This window comes from Devosia sp., from assembly GCF_965229025.1.
Taxonomy (GTDB): Bacteria; Pseudomonadota; Alphaproteobacteria; order Rhizobiales; family Devosiaceae; genus Devosia_A.
In genome coordinates this window covers 2,091,313-2,113,022 of the sequence record NZ_OZ245853.1, presented here as the reverse complement: position 1 = coordinate 2,113,022, position 21,710 = coordinate 2,091,313, and the positions used below count along the sequence as shown (strand labels likewise).

Sequence of the window (21,710 nt, the reverse complement as noted above, 5' to 3'; positions counted from 1 at the left end):
GCACGCCCCCAATTCATTCCGCGCCACAACCAAAAAGGAAAGCCCAAAAACGCGCCATAATCCGAAATGCCGCAGGAATAGGCAGCTCAGATCAGATTGGGGCTTTCCTTCCCGATCGTTTGGCGCTTAGCTGAGCATACACATCGGGGTTCCTGTGCATAAGCCGCTTTCACCAGCCAGCATTCATCCGCCCTTCGCGCCGTACAGTCCTGGGCTCGAAGTCAGCTCTCGCTCGCGCCTCATCTTCTGTTCCGGGCAATTGGGCATCGCCAAAGACGGCTCGATCCCTCTAGATTGCGCGTCACAGACCGAACTGTGCTTTTCCAATATCGCGGCCATCCTTGCCGAGGGCGGCATGGGCCTGCGCGACATCGTTCGCATCAATGCATATGTGACGGGCCGCGAGCATCTGCAGCCCTATATGCAGGTACGCAACCGCCTGTTTGGAGAACCCTTTCCAGCCTCAACCCTGATGATCGTCGCCGGGTTCGCGCGCCCCGAGTTTGTCGTCGAAATCGAAGCCATCGCTGCCAGTCCTGGCTGAATTCTAAAGGACCCCAATGACTTACCGCAAGATCTGGTGGAATGACTTTTCCGCCGACGAATTCCATGGCCTGAATCCCGAGAGAACCATCGCCATACTGCCGGTGGCCGCAGTCGAACAGCACGGCCCGCACCTGCCAGTGGGTACCGACACGATCATCAATCAGGGGCACCTCGACCTTCTGGCTCAAAGAGCCCCTGCCGACATGAATCTCCGCATCCTGCCGGTGCAGGCGATTGGCAAGTCGAATGAACACATCTGGCAAGTCGGCACGGTCACCAACCTCGCCGAAGACCTGATCAGCAGTTGGACTCAGATCGGCCTCGAAGTCGCGCGGTCTGGAATCCGGAAGCTTGTCTTCGTCAACAGCCACGGCGGCAACGTTTCGATCCTCGACATTGTAGCGCGCGAACTCCGCGTGCGCGCTGACATGCTGGTCGTCAAGGCAGGCTGGAGCCACTTCTGGCCCAAGGACATCTACTCCGACATCGAGAACCGCTACGGCATTCACGGCGGCGATAGCGAAACCTCTCTGGTCATGCACCTGCGCCCGGAACTGGTGCACCGAGATAAACTGCAGGATTTCCCTTCGGTCGCCCAGCGCGACGAGCAGGCGTACAAATACATGCGCCCCACCGGGATGCTCAGCTACGCCTGGGTTGCCAGCGACATTCACCCTCTCGGCGCCGCCGGCGAAGCCAGCAAGGCAACCGCCGACAAGGGCCGCATCACGGTAGAGACCGCGGTGGATGGCTTCGTCGAGCTCTTGCGCGAGGTTGAGCGCTATCCGCTTCCTGCCCTGGCAAAATAAGTCTTTCGCCAGCGAGACCATAACATTGTGATCCCAAAAGGGTGCCAGCCACGTAACTTCCGTATAGGCTCGCACGAAATACGGTGCACATCCCCACGGAGCTTCAAATGCGTATTTCAGCAGTCCTCTTTTCAGCCGTGGCCGCGCTGACACTCAGTGTCTCGATGGCCAGTGCCCAGGTTGTCGTCTCGTCAAAGATCGATACCGAAGGCGGCCTTCTGGGCAACATCATCAGCCAGGTCCTGCAGGCCAATGGCATCCCGGTGACCGAGAAGATCCAGCTTGGCGGCACTCCGGTCGTGCGCGAGGCCATTACCACCGGCCAGATCGACATCTACCCCGAATATACCGGCAACGCCGCCTTCTTCTTCAACAAGGCCGATGATCCGCTCTGGAATGATGCGACCAAGGCCTACGAGGAAGCCAAGAAGCTCGACTACGATGCCAACAAGATCGTCTGGCTGAGCCCGGCCCCTGCCAACAACACCTGGGCCGTAGCGGTTCGTCAGGACGTTGCAGAGCCCAACAAGCTTGTGACCTTCACCGACTTCGGCAAGTGGGTGTCCTCGGGCGGCAACGTCAAGCTTGCGGCCTCTGCCGAGTTCGTCTCTTCGCCGGCCGCGCTTCCCAAATTCCAGTCGGTCTATGGCTTCACGTTGAAGCCCGATCAGTTGGTGACCCTGTCGGGTGGCGATACCGCAGCCACTATCGCTGCCGCAGCCCAACAGACCAGCGGCGTCAATGCCGCAATGGTCTATGGCACCGACGGTGCCATCGCCCCGTCCGGTCTCGTGGTGCTCGCCGATGATCTCGGTGTTCAGCCGGTATACGAGCCCGCGCCGATCATTCGCGAAGCTGTCCTCAAGGCCAACCCTACCATTGAGACCCTGCTCGCGCCGATCTTCGCCAAGCTTGACCTGGTGACCCTTCAGACGCTTAACGGCCGGATCCAGGTCGGTGGCGAGGCTCCTCAGGCCGTAGCAATCGATTGGCTGAAGTCGAACGGGTTCCTCAAGTAACTCGGAATGACCGCGCATATCGGTGCGAGGCCGCTTAGCGGCCGCCTCGCGCTGAACCGGTTGGGCGTGTTTCTCGCGGTGCTCGGCATAGCCGGGCTTACCCAGCCCTTTCTTGTCGTTCGTGCCAACCGCATCGCAGCAGGCGTCGGGCAGGGGCTGTTCTCAGCCTTGCCGGCCTGGCAGGCAATCCTGTTGCTAGGCGTTCTAGCGGCAGCGTTGGGTGCAACTCTGCTTCAACTGGCGGCCGTCTGGCGCGCCATGTCCAGCATTTTGGCGCTGCTTGGACTGGCTGCTGGCATAGGGGCCGCGGCAACGGCACTGACACCGCCGGGTGATGCGCTCATCCGCATCGCGCCCGGCACTGGTTTCTGGCTGCTGCTCCTAGCCTTTTCCCTACTCTCGGCGGATGGCTTCGCGCGACTTCGCCCCAATCCCTGGCAGCGCGTCGGAGCCTTGGTGGTCGTTGCCCTGGCGATCGCCTTGTTGTTGTCGATTGGCACGCTCAACGACATCTCCATTCTCCGCGAATACGCCACTCGAGCTGATGTGTTCTGGCGGGAGGGGCGTACGCATATCGAGCTGGCGCTTGGTTCTCTGGTCGCAGCGACCATCGTTGGTGTCCCGCTCGGCATCGTCTGCCAACGGACCGCCTGGCTTCGCGCACCGGTTCTCAACACGCTCAATGCCGTGCAAACCATTCCTTCAATTGCGCTTTTCGGGCTGTTGATTGCGCCACTCGCCTGGGTTGCCGCAACTGTTCCCGGCGCGTCGGTTCTGGGCATCTCAGGCATTGGCGCCGCGCCGGCGCTCCTAGCTCTCTTCGCCTATTCGCTGCTGCCGGTTGTGGCCAATACACTGGTCGGTATTGAAGGCGTTCCGCCGGCCGCCGAAGAGGCAGCCAAGGGCATGGGCATGACGGATTGGCAGCGGCTCACCCTCGTGCAGTTCCCTCTGGCTTTTCCTGTGATCCTCACCGGCATCCGCATCGTTCTCGTCCAGAACATCGGGCTTGCGACCATCGCCGCGCTGATCGGCGGCGGTGGGTTTGGTGTTTTTGTGTTCCAGGGCGTCGGTCAGACCGCGATGGATCTCGTTCTGCTCGGCGCCGTTCCAACCATTGCGCTGTCTTTTGCAGCGGCCATTGTTCTCGACGCTGCCGTCGAGTTGGCAACCCCTGGAGGCGTTTCGAGATGATCGAGATCGAGAATGTCTCCAAGACCTATCAAGGCGCGACCGTCGTCGATCACATCAGCCTGAGCGTGGCGGAAGGTGCGATCACCACGATTGTCGGCACCTCGGGATCGGGCAAGACCACCCTGCTGCGGATCATCAACCGGTTGATCGAGCCGAGTTCCGGACGGGTAGTGATCAACGGTCGCGACACCACCAGCATCCCGGCGTTCGAACTGCGCCGTCAGATTGGCTATGTCATTCAAGGCAATGGCCTCTTCCCGCACCGCACCGTGGCACAAAACGTCGCGACGGTTCCCAAGCTCTTGGGATGGGACAAGGCAAGAATCGTAGCTCGAGTCGACGAACTGCTGACCCTGTTCCAGCTCGACCCCGCCCTCTATCGCGATCGCCTGCCTGCGCAGCTTTCCGGCGGGCAGCAACAGCGCGTTGGCGTCGCGCGGGCGCTTGCAGCCGAACCGAAGCTGCTGCTGATGGATGAGCCATTTGGTGCGCTCGATCCGATCATCCGGGCCAAGGCGCGCGCCGACCTGCGTGACATCCAGCGCCGCTTTGGTACGACAGTCGTCCTGGTTACGCATGACATCGAGGAAGCCATCCACCTTGGGGACCGGATCGTCGTTCTCGACAAGAGCAAGCTGCTGCAGGACGCGCGCCCGATCGACATCGTCACCCATCCCGCCACCGATTTCGTCGGTGAACTACTGGGGAGCGGTGATAGGGCGTTCCGTCTTTTGGCCCTGCGACCTATTGCTGACTTCATTGAACCGGGCGACGCCGAGGGCACGCCGGTATCCGTGAGCCTCAGCCTCCGTGACGCGCTTGAAGAAGCCCTGTGGTCGGGCAGGGCAGCCGTGCCCGTTGCCGACGGGCATGGCGCCATTGTCGGGCGGGTGACCCTTGCGCAGTTGACCACGCTGGCGGCCCGGCCGAAATGAAGCCCGGGCTGATCCTGCGGCTGGTGGCTCTGGCTTTGCTCGTTGCGTTCATCGCTATGCCGGAGAGCTTCGCTTTCGTCTTTGCACCTCTTACCAAGAACGGTCAGCCGGCGATCTACGTGCAAAGTTCGCTGCTTGCATTGAGCCTGAGCCATTTGGCGATCGTCGCCGTTGCGACTGTGGCGTCAATCGTGGTCGCGGTTGGTCTTGCGATCTTCGTTACGAGGCAAGCCGGCTTAGAGTTCCTGCCGCTTAGTCGCTCCGTCGCCAATATTGGCCAGACATTCCCGCCAGTCGCCGTGTTGGCATTGGCGGTGCCTGTGCTCGGATTCGGCACCGCCCCAACACTGGTTGCGCTGTTTCTTTACGGGCTACTGCCGATCTTTGAGAACACCCTTACTGCCCTGACCACTCTACCGCCTGCAGTCATCGAAGCGGCGCGCGGCAGCGGAATGACCAATTCCCAGCGTCTGCTGCAGGTTGAAGTCCCACTGGCGATGCCGGTGATCCTCGCCGGCATCCGGCTTTCGGTCGTGATCTCGATTGCGACCGCAACCATCGGCTCGACGGTAGCTGCCAGTACCCTTGGGGAAGTCATCATCGCCGGGCTGCTGAGCAACAACCTCGCCTTCGTGCTGCAGGGCGGCCTGGTCGTGGCCACGATGGCCGTCCTGATCTACGACGCGCTATCGGCGCTGGAGCGCCAATTGCTCAAGCGCACCCGCGGTTTGTCTCAAGCATCCGATTAGGCCGTGCCGCCGAAAGGGGAACGGCCCTTCGACGCGCTAGTTCTTTGCCGCGCCAGTCTTTGCAGCCTTAGTCTCGTCGTACCACCAGGTCCCGGGGAAGCCGATCGAGTATTCCGGCAGAGTATCGGGGTGGCTGAAGCGGTCCCAGCGCGCGATGCGGGCTTTGCGCAGCGTGTAGGTCGGCACCAGATAGTGATGCGCCAGCAGAACGCGATCAAGGGCCTTGGTGGCTGCAATCAGGGTATCGCGGTCATCTGCGTAGACGATCTTGTCGATCAGCGCGTCAACGCCGTTATCGGAGATGCCGGCATAGTTCCGGCTATCCTCCTGCGTTGCCGAAGCAGAACCCCAGAAGTCACGTTGTTCATTGCCAGGTGACATCGTCTGCCCCCAGCCGGTGTAGATCATGTCAAAATCGCGAGACCGCACCCGCTCGATGTATTGTGGGGAGTCGACCGTACGGATGCTGGCGTTAATCCCGAGGCGCTTGAGGTTGGTCTGGAAGGTCGTTGCAATAGGCTCGATGGTTGGGCCATTGAGCAGGATCTCGAAACTCACCGGCTTGCCGCTCGGATCGTTCAGAGTGCTGCCGGAGAGCGTGTAGCCTGCACCGGTCAGCAGATCGAGCGCGGTCTTCAGGTTGCCACGAAGCTTTGACTGGTCGCCGTTCACCGGGTTGGTGTAGGGGGTCGTAAACACGATGGCGGGGATCAAGTCCTTGACCGAATTGAGGATATCCAGTTCCTCGCCCTCTGGAAGGCCCGAGGAAGCCAGTGGCGTGCCATAAAAGTAGCTGTTGATACGGTCGTACTGGCCAAAGAACCTCAACTTGTCGAGTTCCTCGAAGTCGAACGCATAGAGCAGCGCCTGCCTGAGCGTTTCATCCTGGAAAGTCGCACGCCGCAGATTGGGTACGAAGCCGACCATGATCCCGGAACTCCGGTAGGGGTTCTCGAATATTTCCTTGATGATCTTGCCTTCCGCGACAGCCGGGAAGTCGTACCCACCCTGCCAGCGGAGTGCGAGGTTCTCGTCCCACCAGTCGAATTCGTCGCCCTTAAAGCCTTCGAATTCGGCAGTCGTATCAAGGAAGAACTCGTACTTGATCTGGTCGAAATTGTTCTGCCCTACCGCAAAGCCTTCGTTCTGGGCCCAATAATTGGGGTCGCGCTGATAGGTGATCGAACTGCCTGCGCTGAAGCTTGCCAGCTTGTAAGGACCTGAGCCCATCGGCGTTTCGAGTGTCGGCTTGCTGATATCGCGCTTGGCGCCCTTGGCGTCCGTTCCCTCCCACCAGTGTTGCGGTAGCACCGTCAATTGCCCCATGATCTTGGGCAGTTCGCGGTTTCCGGTCTGGTCGAACGTGAAGGTCACCTCGCCGGGGGCCGTGACCTCAGCCTTTTTGACATTGGCGTAGTAGTTGGCCTGGCTCGGGTTCAGTTCTGTAGCCTTGTTGAAGGACCACGCCACGTCCTCGGCCGTAACCGGCTGGCCATCCTGCCATTTTGCCCGGGGGTTCATGCGGAAGGTCACCGACGAGAAGTCGTCCGGGAAAGTCGATGCCTCTGCCAACGCGCCATACTCAGTAGAGAGTTCGTCCTCTGAGGAGGTCGTCAACGTCTCATAGACGAGGCCTAGCCCTGAAGCCGGCTCGCCTTGGGGCAAGATCGGGTTGAAAGTGTCGAAGCCGCCCATGTCGCTCAGCCGCACCGTGCCGCCCTTGGGAGCATTGGGGTTAACATAGTCGAACTGCTTGAACCCCTCAGGGTATTTCGGCTCGCCGATCAGCGATGTCGCGTGATGCCACACTCTGTCATCGGAGAGGGCAGGGGAGATGGCGAGCAGCAGTGAAAGAGCGAGGGCGGCGATACGCATAGGAGCCTCCGTTGGGGAGATCGGGTGAGCCGAACTTACGGGCGATTGATTTCGGAATCGAGGGATTGCGGGTCGGTGCTGGATACGGAAAATGCAGCGGCCATGAGGGCGCGAGTATAGTCGGAGCGCGGCGCATCGAGGATCTGCGCCGCCGGGCCACTCTCGACCACTTTTCCATCTTTCATGACGAGGATATGGCTCGCGAGGGCCCTGACCACACGCAGGTCATGCGAGATGAACAGGTAGGTTAGGCGATGGCGGCGCTGCAGATCACGCAGCAAATCCACCACCTGCGCCTGCACGCTGACGTCGAGGGCCGAGGTGGGTTCGTCCAGCACAACAAACTTGGGCTCAAGCGTCATGGCCCGCGCGATTGCGACGCGCTGCCGCTGGCCCCCCGAGTATTCGTGCGGGTAGCGAAACCGTGCCTCGGGATCGAGGCCGACCTCAATCAGCGCCCGCACAACCCGGGCATCCCGCTCCGGCGCAGTGAGTTGTGGCAGGTGCACGGCCAAGCCTTCGGCAATGATCTCGGCGATCGTCATGCGCGGGCTGAGTGACCCGTAGGGGTCCTGGAAGACGATCTGCATGTCTTTGCGGAGCGGTCGCATGGCACGCGACGAGAGCCCTTCGATCGACTTTCCGAGATAGGCAATGCGGCCTTCCGAGCCAATGAGCCGCAGCACCGCACGTCCCAGGGTGGTCTTGCCTGATCCGGATTCTCCAACGACGCCAAGCGTTTCGCCCTGGCGGATCGCGAAGTCCACACCGTCGACGGCCTTCGTGTGACCAACGACACCGCGAAGCAGGCCTCGCTTGATCGGGAACCAGACGCGCAGATTGTGCGCTTCCATCACCACTGGTCCCGTCGCATCTGCCTCGGGTGGTGGGCCTTTGGGCTCTGCAGCGAGCAATCTCCGGGTGTAGGCATGCTGGGGGGACGCGAAGATCTGCTCGGTTGGGCCGTGTTCGACCACCTGACCTTCAGTCATCACATGCACAGTGTCGGCCATCTTGCGCACGATGCTGAGATCGTGGGTGATGAAAAGGATCGCCATGCCGCGATTCTGCTGCAGGGACTTCAGCAGGTCGAGGATCTGCGCTTGCACCGTTACATCGAGGGCGGTCGTGGGCTCGTCGGCAATCAGAAGCTGGGGTTCGTTCGCCAGCGCCATCGCAATCATCACGCGCTGCCGCTGCCCTCCGGACAGCTGGTGCGGGAAATCATCCAGCCGCGACAATGGGTTGGAGATACCCACTTCGCTCAGGAGTTCCAGCACACGCGCCCGTGCCGCGGTCTTGCTGAGGCCCCGGTGCAATTGCAGCGATTCCGAGATTTGCCGCTCCACCGTGTGTAACGGATTGAGCGACGTCATCGGCTCCTGGAAGATCATCGAGATGGCATTGCCGCGCACCGCCCGGATGGCACCATCGCCCGCCGCCAGCAGGTCGTCTCCACGAAAGAGGATACGGCCCTTTGGGTGGGAGGCTGCATGAGTGGGCAGCAGTTTCAGGATAGACAGGGCGGTGACAGACTTCCCCGAGCCGCTTTCGCCAACCAGCGCAACGGTTTGCCCCGGCACTATGTCGAAGGAGATTCCGCGCACGGCGTGCACGATGCGCGCGTCGACCTTGAAGTCGACATGGAGGTTCCCGACCTGGAGGAGTGGGCCCTCGGTCATCCGAAGGTCTTTCTTGGGTCGAAGGCGTCGCGGACCGCCTCGCCAATAAAGACGAGCAAAAGCAAGATCGTAGCGATCACGACAAAGCCTGTGATCGCGAGCCAGGGTGCGAAGAGGTACTCTTTCCCCTGGTTGAGCAAATCCCCCAGCGATGGCGAGCCCGAGGGGAGGCCGAAGCCGATAAAATCTAGCGCTGTCAACGTCGTAACCGATCCGGCTACAATAAATGGGGCAAAGGTGAGAGTGGCGACTGTCGCGTTGGGAAGGACGTGGCGGAGGATGATCGACGTATTCGAAACACCCAGCGCCCTTGCCGCGGCCACGTACTCAAAATTGCGTGCACGCAGGAATTCGGCTCGGACGATGCCTACCAGCGAAGTCCATGAAAAGACAAGCAGAATACCGAGCAGCACCCAGAAGCTTGGAACGATGACGCTCGAAATAATCAGCAGCAGATAGAGCTGCGGGATCGAGCCGTAAATCTCGAGGAGGCGCTGGCCGATCAGGTCGACCCAGCCGCCGAAATAACCCTGGATGGCGCCGACAGTGATGCCGATGGCGGAGGACAGAACGCTGAGGATGAGGCCGAAGAGCACCGAGATGCGGAAGCCGTAGAGGACGCGCGCCAGCACATCGCGGCCCTGATCGTCAGTGCCCAGCCAGTGGTAGTTGCCGAGATTGCAGGACGGGTCGTTGACGCCCTGGGCGAACAGCCCGCAGCGTTCCTCAGCTGTCTGCTGCCATGACGGCGCAGACGGTACGGGGACGGAAAGCGCTTCATCTACAGTACCATAGGAGTATCGGATGGGGGGCCAGATCATCCAACCATTGGCGGTGATCTCATCGGCGATGAAGGGGTCTCGATAGGCCGTGTCGGCGAGAAAGCCGCCGAACTTGGTTTCGGGGTAGTTGACCAGCGCCGGCACCAGCAGCTCGCCCTTGTAGGAGGCAAGCAGCGGCCGATCGTTGGCGACAAACTCGGATGCCATGGTGAGAATAAACAGCACCAGGAAAATCCAGAGCGACCACACACCACGCCGGTTGGACGTGAAAACGTTGAGCCGACGGCGGTTGATAGGCGACAGAAGTCTGCTCGAAGTCGGTGCATCGGCTGGCGCGAACACCACCACTGGGACGCCAAAGCCTGTCAATGCTGCCATCAGACGTTCCGGCTCTCAAAATCGATGCGCGGATCGACCCACATGTACATGAGGTCGGACACCAGCCCGAGCAGCAGGCCGGCGAGGGAGAAGATGTAGAAGGTGGCAAAGACCACGGAGTAGTCGCGGTTCACCACCGACTGGTAGCCGAGGTAGCCCAGCCCATCGAGCGAGAACACCGTCTCGATGAGGAGCGAGCCGCCGAAGAACGCGCCGACGAAGGCGGCGGGGAAACTCGCGATCACCAGCAGCATCGCGTTGCGGAAGACGTGGCGGTAGAGGACCTGCTTTTCGTTGAGGCCCTTGGCGCGGGCGACCATCGCATATTGCTTCCTGATCTCGTCGATGAACGAGTTCTTGATCAGCAATGTCGACGTGGCGAAGGCGCCGAGCACCATGGCGGTGATCGGCAAGATGATGTGCCAGAGGTAGTCGAGGATCTGGCTGTACCAGGGGAGGCTCGCCCAGTTCTCGGAAACCAGCCCGCGCAAGGGGAAGATGTCGAGGAAGTTGCCGCCGGCGAACAGTACGATCAGCAGCACGGCGATGACGAAATCGGGCAGCGAATAGCCGATTATGATGACGGTGGAGGTCCACACGTCGAAGCGGGAGCCGTCGCGGACGGCTTTGGCGATGCCAAGAGGAATCGAGATGGCGTAGGTGAGGAGGGTCATCCAGAGCCCGAGCGTCATCGACACCGGGAGCTTCTGCGCGATCAGGTCGAGCACCGGCACGCCGCGCGAATAACTGTCGCCGAAGTCGAAGCGCAGGTAGTTCCAGATCATCGCGAAAAAGCGTTCGACCGGGGGCTTGTCGAAGCCATATTGCTTTTCGATGCGCTTGAGGATTTCCGGCCGAACGCCGGCGGCGCCACGATAACCCGTTGCTTTCTGGTCGGTATCCTTGACCACGCCCTGGCCGGCGAAGTCGCCGCCTTCGCTGCCACCGACTGCAGCCGAACCGGCAACAGATTGCCCGCTGACCTGCGCGAGATAGTTTTCGACCGGCCCGCCGGGTGCGAACTGGGTGATGAAGAAGGAAACCACCAGCATCCCGAACATGGTCGGGATGATCAGCAGCAGGCGACGCAGGATATAGGCGCCCAAATCAGGCTCCGGTGGGTCCGAGGGGTCGGTGACAGGCTAGCAATGGTCTAGATTGGTCAGGAATGTGACAAATCACCAAGTCTTGATTTTAATCGCGCCCGTGAAAGCGCACGCCGGCTGCGTCGCCAGCGGCAAAGATGCGGTCACGGCCCGCGGCATATTCCGGCCCATCGAGGTGTTCGAGCAGCAGCGGGACCTCGCGCGGCATGCGGTCGAGTTCGCGCAGGTAGGTGCCGTAGTCGAGCATGCCGTCGCCGATCTGCACCTCGTCAAAATGCAGAGCTGCTTGCGTGCGCAGGGCTATATCCTTGGCGTGACAGGATAAAAGTCGGTCGCCCAGCTTTTCGAAACACTCGCGGATCAGCGCCCCATTGTTCCAGTAGACCCGTGGCGTCATGATCAGGTTGACCGGATCGAGATGCGCACCAAAGGCCGGCCGATCCACCGCCCGTATAAGATCGACATAGGAGTCGACGCTGTCGGGTAGCGAGTACTGCATCATTTCGAGCGCGAAGTTGGCCCGCCTGGGCTTGACCGCATCGATGATCAGCCGGGCCGTTTCGACGCAGGCATCGAATGCCCGGGGCCCAAAGTTCTCCGCGACGGAAGCATAGTCCGTCCCGGCCTTGAACGAGCCGATATAGCTCACCGCACATTTGGCGCCGACCGCCTCTGCGATGGCGAGGCGCTCGATGGCGTAGTCGAGATGGGCTTTGCGGACGGTGTCCTCAGGGCTGACGAGATTGCGCCAGATGCCGATCTCGGCCAGCATAACATCCTGGGCCGCAAAGGCTTTCTCGATTGCCGCAAGCCGGGCGGTGTCGTTGATCGAGACCTCTGGCACATAGGCTGCGCTGTAGCCGAAGGCCTTGTGTGCTTTCGCAAATGCCTCGGGATCGTCGGACGAAACCGGCAGCCCGTGCCCACCAAGACGGATCATCAGACGTGGTTCCGCCAGCTGTATTGCGGGTTGTAGTCGAGCATGCGCTTGGCCTTGTCGATCGAGAGCAGCGTCCCGTTAGGGGAGAGATTGCCCTTGTGCGGCACGTTGGGGAAGACTTCGGCCATCAGCGAGACGTTGGACCGGCTCATCACCGTGTCGGCATTGGCGATGATGAAAGGCTCGAAGCCCTTGAATTCGGCTTCGATTCCGCGCCGGACCGCCTGCGCGCCATCGCGCGCATCGATATAGCCCCAGAGGTTCCATTTGCGGAGGTGGGCGTCGGTGTTGAAGTTGGGGAATGCCTTGTAGTCCTCGATATCCATGACGTTGGAAAAGCGCAGGCCGACCATCTTGAGCTCCGGATCCCAGCGGCAATATTGCGCCGCCATGGTCTCGTCGAGCAGCTTGCCGAGCGAGTAGGCGGTTTCAGGTCGCGGAAAATACTCTTCATCTACAGGCACATAGGGCGGCGGATTGTCGAAGGGCAGGCCGAGCACGGTCTCACTCGATGCGAAAACCACATTCTTGATTCCCGCGAGGCGGCAGGCTTCGAAGACGTTGTAGCTGCTGGGGACGTTGTTCTTGAGGGTGTGGGCGTTGGCGAACTGGCCGGGGGCGGGGATGGCGGCGAGGTGGACGACGGCGTCGAACGGACCCTTGTGCTCGTCGATACCGCCGAGGATCGCGGCTGCGACCTGGCCGAAATCGGTGAGATCGATGCGGATGGAGCGGCAGATGGGATCCCTGGGGAGCGTCTGGTCGACGTTAAGGACCTGATATCCATTGGTAATCAGGTCTTTGACCACCGCGCGCCCGAGCCTGCCGCTGCCGCCAGTTACCAGAACCTTGGCCATCTGATCGTCTCCTCGATACGCACTGTTCGTGTCTGTTGGGGTGACCCTAGCATGGGTCGGGAAAAGGTAAATCGGTCTCTGATTGTGGCAGGCTTCACGATTTTGCCGCCGCCGAACCCCGCCGATGAACGAAAACTGAATGCTGACCTCAGGGTGGGTTCAATCCGAGGGGGGTAGGGTCGTCTCAACAAAACGAAATGCCGTTCCGAAAGGACCACCCAAATGAACAAGAACCAGGAAAAGCTGCTGGTCGCCACGCTCGCCGGTCTGGTGATTGCCGGCGCCGCCGCCTTCGCCATCCAGCCCGCGCTTGCCGCAGGCTATAACGTCGACAGCCCCGCCCTCGTGACGGGTGTGGCGAGCGACGACACGCTGAATGTCCGCATGTGGCCCGCTTCGTACTCGCAGCAGGTCGGTTCGTTCGAACCCGAAACCAGTGTCTGGGTGGAGCGCTGCATCGTTTCTCCCCAGGGTGGCTCGGACTGGTGCCTCATCGAGCGGCAGGACATCAAGGGCTGGGTGAACGCCAAGTTCCTGACCCAGATCTACGACGCCGATATCTGACAGCCGATTTGCCGGCGGCGCGCTCCAAACACGCCAATGGCCTCCTACGACGACCGACTGACCTCCCATGCATAGTGCCTGACCTCCAACGCAGTTGACTTTAGCGGCCCGGATGGTTCCTTGAAGGAAACCACCGGGCCCTTTTTCCATGTCAGCTAATCCCATTCTCGCCGAGCAGACGCGCGGCGGCGTTGTCGAAAACATCCATCGCGGCGCATTCGTGATTTCCGATGCCAACGGCAACATCATCGCGGCAGCCGGGGATATCTCGCGCCCGGTGTTCCCGCGCTCGGCGATCAAGTCGATGCAGGCCCTCGCCATGGTGACCTCGGGCGCTATCGACCAGTTTGCGCTGCAGCCCGAAGAGCTGGCGCTGGCCTGCGCCAGCCACCAGGGCGAGGAGTTCCATGTCGCGGGGGTGACCTCGTTTCTCGGCCATATCGGGCTCGCGCCGACGAACCTTGAATGCGGGGCGCATGCGCCAACTTTCGGCCCGGCGCGCGATGCGCTGCGTGCCCATGGCGAACAGCCGACGGCGCTGCACAACAACTGCTCGGGCAAGCACTCGGGTATGCTGAGCGTCGCCCGCGCGTTGGGAGTGCCGACCGAGAACTATGTCGAGCGCGACCACCCGGTGCAGAAGGCGGTGCGCGCCGCGATCGAGACGGTGACCGGCTCGGAGCTTTCAGTGGATCTCTGCGGCCGAGATGGCTGCTCGATCCCCACCTGGGCGGCGCCGCTTTCGGGCTTTGCGCGCGGCTTTGCAAAAATGGCGACGGGCGAAGGGCTGCCGGCCGATCTTGCGGCGGCAGCGCAGCGCATCTTTGATGCGGCAACCGCCTATCCACACCTTGTGGCGGGAACCGACCATCTCGATACGCTGGTGATGCGCGCCTTTGCCGGCCGGGTCATGCAGAAGGGCGGGGCGGAGGGCGTGCAATGCGGCGCCATCCGCAACAAGGGCTGGGGCTATGCCCTGAAAATCGACGACGGCAACATGGCGGCGAGCCAGGCGACGGTCGCGAGCCTGTTGCTGCGGTTTGGCGATCCCGATGACGACCAGCGCGCCGTGCTCGAACGCTTTTCACGCCAGAAGGTGCTGAATGTGCGCAAGTTCGAAGTCGGCGAGATGCGCGCCACGGCTGAGGTGAATAGCTGAACAAATGCGGCCGGCGCCCCAAGGATTGGGCCTTGGTCGCCGTCATAGGTTGAGTGGCAGTTGGGACGCGCGGGGGCGCGGCGCTGCCAGGGAGAATGATCGTGCGTTATCTCGTTTTGTCGGTTGGCCTGTTGCTGGCTTCCATGGGGCAGGCGACCGCCGGCGTGGCCTATGTGCCGCCCACGGTCGCCGCGGCTGACACGGTCGCCGCGCCTGAGGATCTCCGCGAGGACGCAACGGCGCTGCTGACGGCGGTGCGCGACAAGGACGTCGACGGGCTGGCCAAGTGGTTTGCGCCCAGGGTGATGACGATCAGCGCCGGGCTCGAACTGTCGCGACCGCGCGCCAATGACACAATCGGGCCGTTCAAGACCGCCGCCTCGCTGGTCGCGCAACTGGCACAGAACACCGGCGGCGACTGGGACGTGCCGCCCGATGTCGATGTCGCGGCCTTCCTCACCAAGATGGAACTCGACTTCATCGAACAATCGCTGACCGACGGGCAGGCCTGGGGCAGGGACCCGATGGTCAAGGACGCGATCTGCAGCTACGCTTTCGAGGCCTACGACCTCAAAGCCGTGGGCCGCGCCGCCACCGCGCTCGGCATCGAAAGCTCAGGCTTCCGCTCGGTGCTGAAAGAGCAGGTGCTGCGCGACGCGCCCAAGACCACTGGCAAGCCTCTCGCGACCTTCACCCCGGGCCAGCTCTACGCGCTGGACTACGACACCGATACGCCCACCGGCTGGACGGCGTTCCACCTGCCCGAAGGTGGCGTGGGCTTTGCCAAGGTCGGTGGGGATGACCTGGGCGTGCCGTATGTCTCGGGGCTGTGTTTCAGGCAGAACAAGGCGGGGGACTGGGTGGTGGTGGCGCAGGCGGCGACGGGGTTGTGAGGGGGGGCGGATCGATCTCTTCCGGTTGAAGTAGCGATCGCAGTTTGCACCTCTTCTTACCAAGAGTGGACACGACAGACTCAGAGCCTCGTTGGCGTCCGTGGCGGGTAGCATAGAGCAAATCCATTGTTTCGTACGAGAAAGATAAACTCGCGCGTCTCTGGAGCGAAGCGATGTTTGTCTATCAATAGTAATTTCGCGGTACGACGACAGGCCTTCCTATGACTATTTGTTGACGTAATCGTTCGCTCACTGTTTATTGACATTTCCGTAACCTATTTAGCTTCGAGGCGTTGGTATGGCGCTGCCTGAATTCTCCATGCGCCAGCTGCTCGAAGCAGGCGTCCACTTTGGTCACCAGAAGCACCGCTGGAACCCCAAGATGGAACGCCACATCTTCGGCGTGCGCAACGACATCCACATTCTCGATCTCTCGCAGACCGTTCCGGCCCTGCAGCGCGCCCTCCAGCTGATCTCGGACACCGTCGCTGACGGCGGCCGCGTGCTGTTCGTCGGCACCAAGCGTCAGGCCGCCCCCTTAGTCGCCGAGGCAGCTCGCCAGTCCGCCCAGTACTATGTGAACTCGCGTTGGCTCGGCGGCACTCTGACCAACTGGCAGACCATCTCGAACTCGATCTCGCGCCTGCGCGAACTCGAGGCTCAGGATGAGAGCTCGGGTTTCACCAAGAAGGAACTGCTGCTCCTCAGCCGTGAGAAGGAGCGTCTTGAGCGCGACCTCGGCGGCATCAAGGACATGGGCAACCTTCCCAACCTGCTGTTCGTTATCGACACCAACAAGGAAGCGAACGCCATCAAGGAAGCCAAGCGTCTCGGCATTCCGGTGATCGCGATTGTCGACTCGAACTCTGATCCCGATACCGTCGATTTCGCCATTCCCGGCAACGACGACGCCGCCCGCGCTCTCGAGCTCTATTGCAGCCTCGTCTCGCGCGCAGCCATTGACGGCATCGGCCGTTCGGCTGCTGGCCGTGGTGCCGACCTTGGCGCGGACGAAGGAGTCCCACTTGAGCCGGCTCTTTCTGGTGAAACAATGGCCGGCTCCGGGCTGCCAGGAAACTCTACGACACCGGCTCCGTACCCGCGTCCCGCGGCCAATCCGGGCGGCGGCAAGCCACGTCCTCGTTAGGAGGTGATAGTTGTCATCAGAACTCGCGAAGCTCTTTGGGAAGCAGTTTCTGGTAGGGTACTTAACGCCGCTAATAGTAATTATTGCAGTTCACTACCTAAATCATGCTTTTGTCCGGACTTGGGTCGATAGCGTTATACTTCCACTGACTGTGGATACAATTGCAACTGCGAGTCTGATTGCCGTCGTCATCTCAATAGTTCTGCTTGCAGTAAATATGACGTTTATCAGATTGGCTGAGGGATACTATGCAGAAAGCCTATTGACTCCGTTCCGAAATATTCAACTTGATAGATTTGACAGGCTTGCGATCTCAATCGCTCGATTTAGAGAGAATGCAAAAAAAGGTGAGCCATCTTCGGGTGCGGTAGCGCAGTATTCAAAAAATATAGAGGCATTGTCGACCGACTTCCCGTCACTTAGGGAGCATGTGCTCGCGTTCAAGCTCGGTAACATTATCAGGTCATTCGAATCGTACTCGGGGACCAAGTACGGCGTCGATGCAATTCCCGGGTGGAGTAGACTGGAAATGGTCGCTAAGACGGAAGACCTTCAGGCGGTGTCGGATGCGCGGACCCAATTCGACTTTTTCTTTAATCTTCATTTTCTTGGTACTGCAAGCGCTCTGGCCCTCCTCACGACTACTGACCTGCGTTCATGGCAGATCGTGTGGGATCTCGTAATTCTCTTCATTTTTGGTTGGCCAGTACGGTGGGCGATGCATCAAGCGGCGCGGAACTGGGGATCGTATGTGAAGGCATGTTTCGATGTAAACGTACCGAAAATCCAAGAAATGATGGATGCGGCGATGAAGGTTACGCCCGAAAAGGGGATTGCCACTTCGCAATGGTGGTTGTTCCGGTAGACCTTGAAATGGTGGGCAGTTAGCCATCAGCCGAATGCCCTCCACCGGCCGCGGTCGACCATCATTGCACGAGCAGTGTCGAAGTAGACCTGCACTGCTTCCTCGACAAAATATGCGGCGCCGTACGTCCGCCATCTTCGCCTCGGTTTTCCGATCGGTGGAAAGGTGCGTCCATTGGCGTGGACGCTCGAACGTACCAGTCGGTCGGACCACGTGACTGCGGAGCTGGCGGGGGTTTTGCGCAAGCTGCCATGATCGGATGATCACAGGGGGACGCCCGCCATGAAGGTCAACGTCGTCTATGCGCATCCGGCGGCCGACAGCTATAGCGCGTCGCTGCACCAGCGAATTGTGCGGACGCTGCGCGCCAGGGGTGACGAGGTTATCGATTTCGACCTTTACGCGATGAAGTGCGACCCGGCGATGGGGGAGGAGGAGTGGCGGGGGCGGGCCACCCGGGGCCGCGCTCTCGGCATCGCGCTGCTGCAGAACGAGAAGGCCGCCGCCAGGGCGAGCACTCTGCGGTCAAAGCGTCTGGAACATGACCAGCGCATCGACATAGCCCTGAGACGGGTGTTTGAACGCAAGCGGCAACCTTCCGACCGTCTCAAAGCCCAGCGACTGCCATAGACGCACCGCACGGACGTTGGTGCTGATAACAAAGTTGAACTGCATGGCACGAAAGCCCTTGATCCGAGCGTGCGCCACGGAATGCGCATACATGCGCCGGGCAACGCCACGACCGGCGGAGAGAGGTGACGTCATGTAGCCGCAGTTGCAGACATGGCTGCCGCCGCCCGACTGGTTCGCTCGTATGCAGTACGTACCAACGATCGTGCCGCCATCCTCGGCGACAAATGTTTCCCGGTCGGCGCCCATCCAGTAGCCAAGCGCATCGATCTCGGACATGTCCCGGTCAAGCGCATAGGTTTCACCTGCTCTGATCGTTGGACCGATTATGCCCCAGATGGCTGCAGCATCGCTGGCCCGCGCAGGACGGATGGAAAGATCATCAGCATCGCGAACGTGTTCCATCTGACTACCCCCGTTTCTTACCCACTTGTTGGTCTAGCGCTTCAGAGCGGTGTCACGGAAGACAAGTCCTTGCAGAAAAAGCGTGGGCCGGCGATCAAAGTGGGTCGCCGGCCGTGCGATTGAACCAGGTCAATGTGAGGTTGGTGATGACTGATGGACCCCCAAGGGGGAGGGGGGGTGAGAGGGAACGGCTGCTTTCGCCTACAAGATAAAATCCGCGGCCGTCAGGTCATAGTGCCCCCTGATCTGCACCTCGAAATCCGCCAGGCCATCGCCGTTGATGTCGCCTGAGACGATCGTCACCGCGCTGACGCCGTCGGAGGCGGTGGTCTGTTCGAAGCGGAGTTGGCCGGCGGTGTTGGTGAAGGCGGCATCACCAACGAAGGCGAAAGCCTGGTTGCCGGAGTGGAGGGTGTCGGCGTCGATTTTTCCGAGATTGAGGATATCCTGGCCTTGCTCGAAATCGGCGATGGTGTCGCGATTGAGCGCGCCGGCCGGCGTGTCGTCGATGCTGGTAAAGTCGAACCTGTCGCGGCCTGCGCCGCCATCGAGAATGTCCTGCCCGGTGCCGCCATTGAGGATGTCGTTGCCGGCTGCGCCAAACAGGTGGTCTGAGCCGGCTTCACCGAACAGGGCATTGCTGCCGCCGCGGTCGGTGAGGGTGTTGTCGGCATCGGTGCCGTGCAGCTGCCGTCCACCCCATTCGAACAGCTGTTCGGCGTTTTCGATGCCGGTGTAGTTCCGGAGGTCGATGCCGATCGAGGAGACGATCCCGTCGGCGCCGCTGCTGTCGATGATGGTGTCCAGCGTGCCGTCCCAGATGAGATAGCGGTCATCGCCTTCCCCGCCTTCGAGGATGTCACCGATGCCGTCGGCGTTGCCGATCAGCAGGTCGCCACCACCGAGTCCGTAGAGGTGATCGACCTGGCCACGCCGGCCGGAAATGAGATCTCCTTCCTCGGTGCCGTAGGTATTTGCCGCGTTCTCGCCGGCGATGATGGTGGCCATGTTTGTTCTCCTCCTCAGTGAACGCACCCGACATCGGCAGAGGTGTGCCGATCTGGACGTTCGGGGAGAAGGCTGGGCGCGCAGGTTGCCTGTCCGGAAGTGCGGGCGATGCATGGCTGCGCCGCGGCTGCGACATGGGAAGGCGAAAAAAGCGAGTAAACTCGTCGTTGCGCCTGCCTTGAAAAGTGGCATCGACAGCCTCGCTGTCCGCTGCTGCCGAATTTTGGGGCAACGGCGAAAGGCTATCGAAAGTGGGCGCGCGGAAAGGCCCCCTCACCCGGCCTTCGGCCGACCTCTCCCCCGAAGGGAGAGGTGAAGGGGCGCGCCGGTGGATTACGAGGTTCTTAGCGGCTTCAGGTATTGCATCGGTTCGGGGGAGATCAGGAGTTGGACTTCCTGTTCGCGTGACTGCTCGGCCAGCGCCTGGACGGTTTTGGGCGAGAGGCCGAAGGCGTCCTTGAAGGCGCGGGTGAAGGCAGAGGGGTGGCTGAAGCCGAGTTCCGTGGCGAGCTGGGAAATCCGCCCGCGCGGCTGCCGCGTGTCGGAGAGGAGGCGGAAGGCGTGGTTGAGCTTGCGCTGAGCGATATAGGCGCTGACGCCACCGAGCGGCTCGAACAGGCGGTAGAGGGTAGAGCGGGTGATGCCGAACGTGTCGAGGAGGGCCTGCGGGCCGAGCGTCGGCTCGAGGAGGTGCTGCTCGATGAAGGCCTTGATCGCGACCAGCGAGACGGTGTTGCGGCCGCTCTCGGCGGACTGGCGCGAGAGGGGCTCGAGACAGGCGACGACGAGTTGCAGCGCGGCGCCGGCGATGCCGCGGGCATCGACCACCGGCAAGTCTGCGCCAGCAGCAACGATGCCTTCCAGCATGCCGTAGAGCAGCTTCGAGAGGGCATCGCGCGGGCGAACGAAACCATGCGCGGCATCGAGGAACGGCACCATGGCCTCAAGCTTGCGGCGGGAGACCGCGAGGCTGATGTTGTCGACCAGCGGCGCCTCGATCGTTATCGCCTGCGACAGGTCGATGAAGGCGATTTCACCGGCTTCGACGCGTTTCGTCTCCCCGCCGGTCGTCATGTCGAAATGGCCGTTGCGGTAGCAGACGACGAGGATCTGGTCGGTGCCGCGGGCGGCAATTGTGCGCATCGTGCGGGTGAAGCGGCTGGCGGTAATTTTGGCCCACGAGACGGTGACATCGGGCAGAAAGAAGAGCTCGGTGCTGGCGGCGAAGGGCTCGGCTGAGGCATGGGCCGGGATCTCGAAATCGAACGCCGCCATCAGCACCTTGGTATATGCGGCGGCTGCCTCGGGATCGCCGGACCGAAACTCGGCGCCGTAGCACTCGATAAGGGCGGGCCGGGCAGTGGCGGGCAGCAGTTCGTTCATCTGACAATCGGGCCTTGGGGCGAAGGGGCAGGGTGGTGGAACGCGCCCTGCGCTCCGGCTATTCTACCCATCGTCTCAATTCCTTACCCCGAGGTCCCGGCGACCACATTGTGCGTGGGTGGCGTCGGCGGGCGGATAAAATAGCCCTTTTCAGGTCGCGGCAAGCACTGAGTGCCGGTATTTGATCGAACTGCCAGCCAGCCGTCGTTTACAATGGCGCCGCCATGCGATTGTTTGATCCTGCTGGAGGTCGAGCACATGTCGCGCACCATCATCGCTCCGGAGCATTTGCCCAAGGCGTCGCCCTACTTCAGCCACGCCGTAAAGAGCGCTGGACTGGTTTTCGTGTCCGGTACGGCCCCTTACTCCCCTGAGACGGGCAAGATCGTTGGGGAGACCATTCAGGAGCAGACCGCACAGGCGCTTCGCAATATCAGCGCAATCCTCGCAGCCGCCGGCACGAGCCTCGACAGAGCCGTGAGCGCGACCGTGATCCTTGCGGAAGAAGAGGACTTCGCCGGCATGAACGAGGAGTGGCTGAAGTGGTTTCCAGTTGACCCTCCGGCACGGCAGGGCGCGAAGCTCCCGGTTCGGGTGCCCGGGCTCAAGATATCGATTGCGCTGATCGCCGAGGGCTGAGGTCTTCTGCTGAGGGTTGGCGGAGGAAATCTGCACGACTGAGGCTCGGCTCCATGGCGCTCGATAGGGGCTTGCGCCGTGTGCGAGGGACTCATCGGGGCATCGACATTGCGGGCTAGTGCCAGGCGCATCGCCCGTCCGGCGA

General features: G+C 61.4%; 22 protein-coding genes. 13 read left to right on the top strand and 9 right to left on the bottom strand.

What is annotated here, in order from left to right; translation table 11 throughout:
- The first annotated feature begins 154 nt into the window (after window positions 1–154).
- The 6 genes from ACO06J_RS10440 to ACO06J_RS10415 all read left to right on the top strand — a co-directional run bounded on the left by ACO06J_RS10440 (window position 155) and on the right by ACO06J_RS10415 (window position 5,252).
- Window positions 155–544: a RidA family protein gene (locus ACO06J_RS10440; RefSeq protein ID WP_421760651.1), complete on the top strand. Its 390-nt coding sequence runs from the start codon at window positions 155–157 to the stop codon at window positions 542–544.
- A 16-nt stretch (window positions 545–560) separates the two neighbouring features.
- Window positions 561–1,355 (top strand): creatininase family protein, encoded by a 795-nt coding sequence (locus ACO06J_RS10435; RefSeq protein ID WP_421760650.1) that lies wholly within the window; start codon window positions 561–563, stop codon window positions 1,353–1,355.
- A gap of 107 nt (window positions 1,356–1,462) precedes the next feature.
- A complete protein-coding gene (osmF, locus tag ACO06J_RS10430) occupies window positions 1,463–2,374 on the top strand; it encodes a glycine betaine ABC transporter substrate-binding protein OsmF (RefSeq protein WP_421760649.1) in 912 nt (303 codons plus the stop codon).
- Between the two features lie 6 nt (window positions 2,375–2,380).
- Entirely contained in the window at window positions 2,381–3,568 is a 1,188-nt protein-coding gene (locus ACO06J_RS10425) for an ABC transporter permease (protein ID WP_421760648.1), read from the top strand.
- Window positions 3,565–4,503 (top strand): ABC transporter ATP-binding protein, encoded by a 939-nt coding sequence (locus tag ACO06J_RS10420; RefSeq protein WP_421760647.1) that lies wholly within the window; start codon window positions 3,565–3,567, stop codon window positions 4,501–4,503. Before ACO06J_RS10425 ends, ACO06J_RS10420 begins: the two co-directional genes overlap by 4 nt.
- Window positions 4,500–5,252 (top strand): ABC transporter permease, encoded by a 753-nt coding sequence (locus ACO06J_RS10415; RefSeq protein ID WP_421760646.1) that lies wholly within the window; start codon window positions 4,500–4,502, stop codon window positions 5,250–5,252. The genes ACO06J_RS10420 and ACO06J_RS10415 overlap by 4 nt, the downstream gene beginning before the upstream one ends.
- 36 nt (window positions 5,253–5,288) lie before the next feature.
- Here the strand turns inward: ACO06J_RS10415 and ACO06J_RS10410 are convergent, their stop codons facing one another.
- From ACO06J_RS10410 to ACO06J_RS10385, 6 genes are all read right to left on the bottom strand, one after another.
- Entirely contained in the window at window positions 5,289–7,127 is a 1,839-nt protein-coding gene (locus tag ACO06J_RS10410) for an extracellular solute-binding protein (protein WP_421760645.1), read from the bottom strand.
- A gap of 35 nt (window positions 7,128–7,162) precedes the next feature.
- Window positions 7,163–8,809 (bottom strand): ABC transporter ATP-binding protein, encoded by a 1,647-nt coding sequence (locus tag ACO06J_RS10405; RefSeq protein WP_421760644.1) that lies wholly within the window; start codon window positions 8,807–8,809, stop codon window positions 7,163–7,165.
- Entirely contained in the window at window positions 8,806–9,969 is a 1,164-nt protein-coding gene (locus tag ACO06J_RS10400) for an ABC transporter permease (RefSeq protein ID WP_421760643.1), read from the bottom strand. Before ACO06J_RS10400 ends, ACO06J_RS10405 begins: the two co-directional genes overlap by 4 nt.
- Entirely contained in the window at window positions 9,969–11,075 is a 1,107-nt protein-coding gene (locus tag ACO06J_RS10395; RefSeq protein WP_421760642.1) for a microcin C ABC transporter permease YejB, read from the bottom strand. The genes ACO06J_RS10400 and ACO06J_RS10395 overlap by 1 nt, the downstream gene beginning before the upstream one ends.
- A gap of 88 nt (window positions 11,076–11,163) precedes the next feature.
- The gene (locus ACO06J_RS10390; RefSeq protein ID WP_421760641.1) at window positions 11,164–12,015 is read right to left on the bottom strand and encodes a sugar phosphate isomerase/epimerase family protein; all 852 of its coding nucleotides are present in this window, start codon (window positions 12,013–12,015) and stop codon (window positions 11,164–11,166) included.
- Window positions 12,015–12,872, bottom strand: a complete 858-nt coding sequence (locus ACO06J_RS10385) for an NAD-dependent epimerase/dehydratase family protein (protein ID WP_421760640.1) — start codon at window positions 12,870–12,872, stop codon at window positions 12,015–12,017. The genes ACO06J_RS10390 and ACO06J_RS10385 overlap by 1 nt, the downstream gene beginning before the upstream one ends.
- A gap of 222 nt (window positions 12,873–13,094) precedes the next feature.
- On the opposite strand from ACO06J_RS10385, the gene ACO06J_RS10380 reads away from it, so the two are divergent.
- From ACO06J_RS10380 to ACO06J_RS10355, 6 genes are all read left to right on the top strand, one after another.
- Complete coding sequence (locus ACO06J_RS10380; protein ID WP_421760639.1) at window positions 13,095–13,436, top strand: SH3 domain-containing protein; 342 nt, start codon at window positions 13,095–13,097, stop codon at window positions 13,434–13,436.
- Between the two features lie 148 nt (window positions 13,437–13,584).
- Window positions 13,585–14,595, top strand: a complete 1,011-nt coding sequence (locus ACO06J_RS10375) for an asparaginase (protein WP_421760638.1) — start codon at window positions 13,585–13,587, stop codon at window positions 14,593–14,595.
- Between the two features lie 101 nt (window positions 14,596–14,696).
- On the top strand, window positions 14,697–15,488 hold the full coding sequence (locus ACO06J_RS10370; RefSeq protein WP_421760637.1) for a hypothetical protein: 792 nt from the start codon (window positions 14,697–14,699) through the stop codon (window positions 15,486–15,488).
- 298 nt (window positions 15,489–15,786) lie between these two features.
- Window positions 15,787–16,635, top strand: coding sequence for a 30S ribosomal protein S2 (rpsB, locus tag ACO06J_RS10365; RefSeq protein ID WP_421760636.1), 849 nt, complete (start codon window positions 15,787–15,789; stop codon window positions 16,633–16,635).
- Between the two features lie 10 nt (window positions 16,636–16,645).
- Entirely contained in the window at window positions 16,646–17,500 is an 855-nt protein-coding gene (locus tag ACO06J_RS10360) for a hypothetical protein (RefSeq protein WP_421760635.1), read from the top strand.
- Window positions 17,501–17,782: 282 nt separating this feature from the next.
- Complete coding sequence (locus ACO06J_RS10355) at window positions 17,783–18,130, top strand: NAD(P)H-dependent oxidoreductase (RefSeq protein ID WP_421760634.1); 348 nt, start codon at window positions 17,783–17,785, stop codon at window positions 18,128–18,130.
- Here ACO06J_RS10355 and ACO06J_RS10350 read toward each other — a convergent pair.
- The 3 genes from ACO06J_RS10350 to ACO06J_RS10340 form a co-directional block, all read right to left on the bottom strand.
- The gene (locus tag ACO06J_RS10350; protein ID WP_421760633.1) at window positions 18,026–18,535 is read right to left on the bottom strand and encodes a GNAT family N-acetyltransferase; all 510 of its coding nucleotides are present in this window, start codon (window positions 18,533–18,535) and stop codon (window positions 18,026–18,028) included. The two genes, ACO06J_RS10355 and ACO06J_RS10350, sit on opposite strands and share 105 nt — an antisense overlap.
- 201 nt (window positions 18,536–18,736) lie before the next feature.
- A complete protein-coding gene (locus tag ACO06J_RS10345) occupies window positions 18,737–19,543 on the bottom strand; it encodes a M10 family metallopeptidase C-terminal domain-containing protein (RefSeq protein ID WP_421760632.1) in 807 nt (268 codons plus the stop codon).
- A 333-nt stretch (window positions 19,544–19,876) separates the two neighbouring features.
- On the bottom strand, window positions 19,877–20,926 hold the full coding sequence (locus tag ACO06J_RS10340; protein ID WP_421760631.1) for a helix-turn-helix domain-containing protein: 1,050 nt from the start codon (window positions 20,924–20,926) through the stop codon (window positions 19,877–19,879).
- 258 nt (window positions 20,927–21,184) lie between these two features.
- On the opposite strand from ACO06J_RS10340, the gene ACO06J_RS10335 reads away from it, so the two are divergent.
- The gene (locus ACO06J_RS10335; RefSeq protein ID WP_421760630.1) at window positions 21,185–21,565 is read left to right on the top strand and encodes a RidA family protein; all 381 of its coding nucleotides are present in this window, start codon (window positions 21,185–21,187) and stop codon (window positions 21,563–21,565) included.
- Window positions 21,566–21,710 lie beyond the last annotated feature (145 nt).

Excerpts from the sequence above, each read along its gene's own strand:
- ACO06J_RS10435 (WP_421760650.1), top strand. The coding sequence starts at position 561 with ATGACTTACCGCAAGATCTGGTGGAATGACTTTTCCGCCGACGAATTC.
- osmF (WP_421760649.1), top strand. The coding sequence starts at position 1,463 with ATGCGTATTTCAGCAGTCCTCTTTTCAGCCGTGGCCGCGCTGACACTC.
- ACO06J_RS10425 (WP_421760648.1), top strand. The coding sequence starts at position 2,381 with ATGACCGCGCATATCGGTGCGAGGCCGCTTAGCGGCCGCCTCGCGCTG.
- ACO06J_RS10420 (WP_421760647.1), top strand. The coding sequence starts at position 3,565 with ATGATCGAGATCGAGAATGTCTCCAAGACCTATCAAGGCGCGACCGTC.
- ACO06J_RS10415 (WP_421760646.1), top strand. The coding sequence starts at position 4,500 with ATGAAGCCCGGGCTGATCCTGCGGCTGGTGGCTCTGGCTTTGCTCGTT.
- ACO06J_RS10410 (WP_421760645.1), bottom strand. The coding sequence starts at position 7,127 with ATGCGTATCGCCGCCCTCGCTCTTTCACTGCTGCTCGCCATCTCCCCT.
- ACO06J_RS10405 (WP_421760644.1), bottom strand. The coding sequence starts at position 8,809 with ATGACCGAGGGCCCACTCCTCCAGGTCGGGAACCTCCATGTCGACTTC.
- ACO06J_RS10400 (WP_421760643.1), bottom strand. The coding sequence starts at position 9,969 with ATGGCAGCATTGACAGGCTTTGGCGTCCCAGTGGTGGTGTTCGCGCCA.
- ACO06J_RS10390 (WP_421760641.1), bottom strand. The coding sequence starts at position 12,015 with ATGATCCGTCTTGGTGGGCACGGGCTGCCGGTTTCGTCCGACGATCCC.
- ACO06J_RS10385 (WP_421760640.1), bottom strand. The coding sequence starts at position 12,872 with ATGGCCAAGGTTCTGGTAACTGGCGGCAGCGGCAGGCTCGGGCGCGCG.
- ACO06J_RS10380 (WP_421760639.1), top strand. The coding sequence starts at position 13,095 with ATGAACAAGAACCAGGAAAAGCTGCTGGTCGCCACGCTCGCCGGTCTG.
- ACO06J_RS10375 (WP_421760638.1), top strand. The coding sequence starts at position 13,585 with ATGTCAGCTAATCCCATTCTCGCCGAGCAGACGCGCGGCGGCGTTGTC.
- rpsB (WP_421760636.1), top strand. The coding sequence starts at position 15,787 with ATGGCGCTGCCTGAATTCTCCATGCGCCAGCTGCTCGAAGCAGGCGTC.
- ACO06J_RS10355 (WP_421760634.1), top strand. The coding sequence starts at position 17,783 with ATGAAGGTCAACGTCGTCTATGCGCATCCGGCGGCCGACAGCTATAGC.
- ACO06J_RS10350 (WP_421760633.1), bottom strand. The coding sequence starts at position 18,535 with ATGGAACACGTTCGCGATGCTGATGATCTTTCCATCCGTCCTGCGCGG.
- ACO06J_RS10345 (WP_421760632.1), bottom strand. The coding sequence starts at position 19,543 with ATGGCCACCATCATCGCCGGCGAGAACGCGGCAAATACCTACGGCACC.
- ACO06J_RS10340 (WP_421760631.1), bottom strand. The coding sequence starts at position 20,926 with ATGAACGAACTGCTGCCCGCCACTGCCCGGCCCGCCCTTATCGAGTGC.
- ACO06J_RS10335 (WP_421760630.1), top strand. The coding sequence starts at position 21,185 with ATGTCGCGCACCATCATCGCTCCGGAGCATTTGCCCAAGGCGTCGCCC.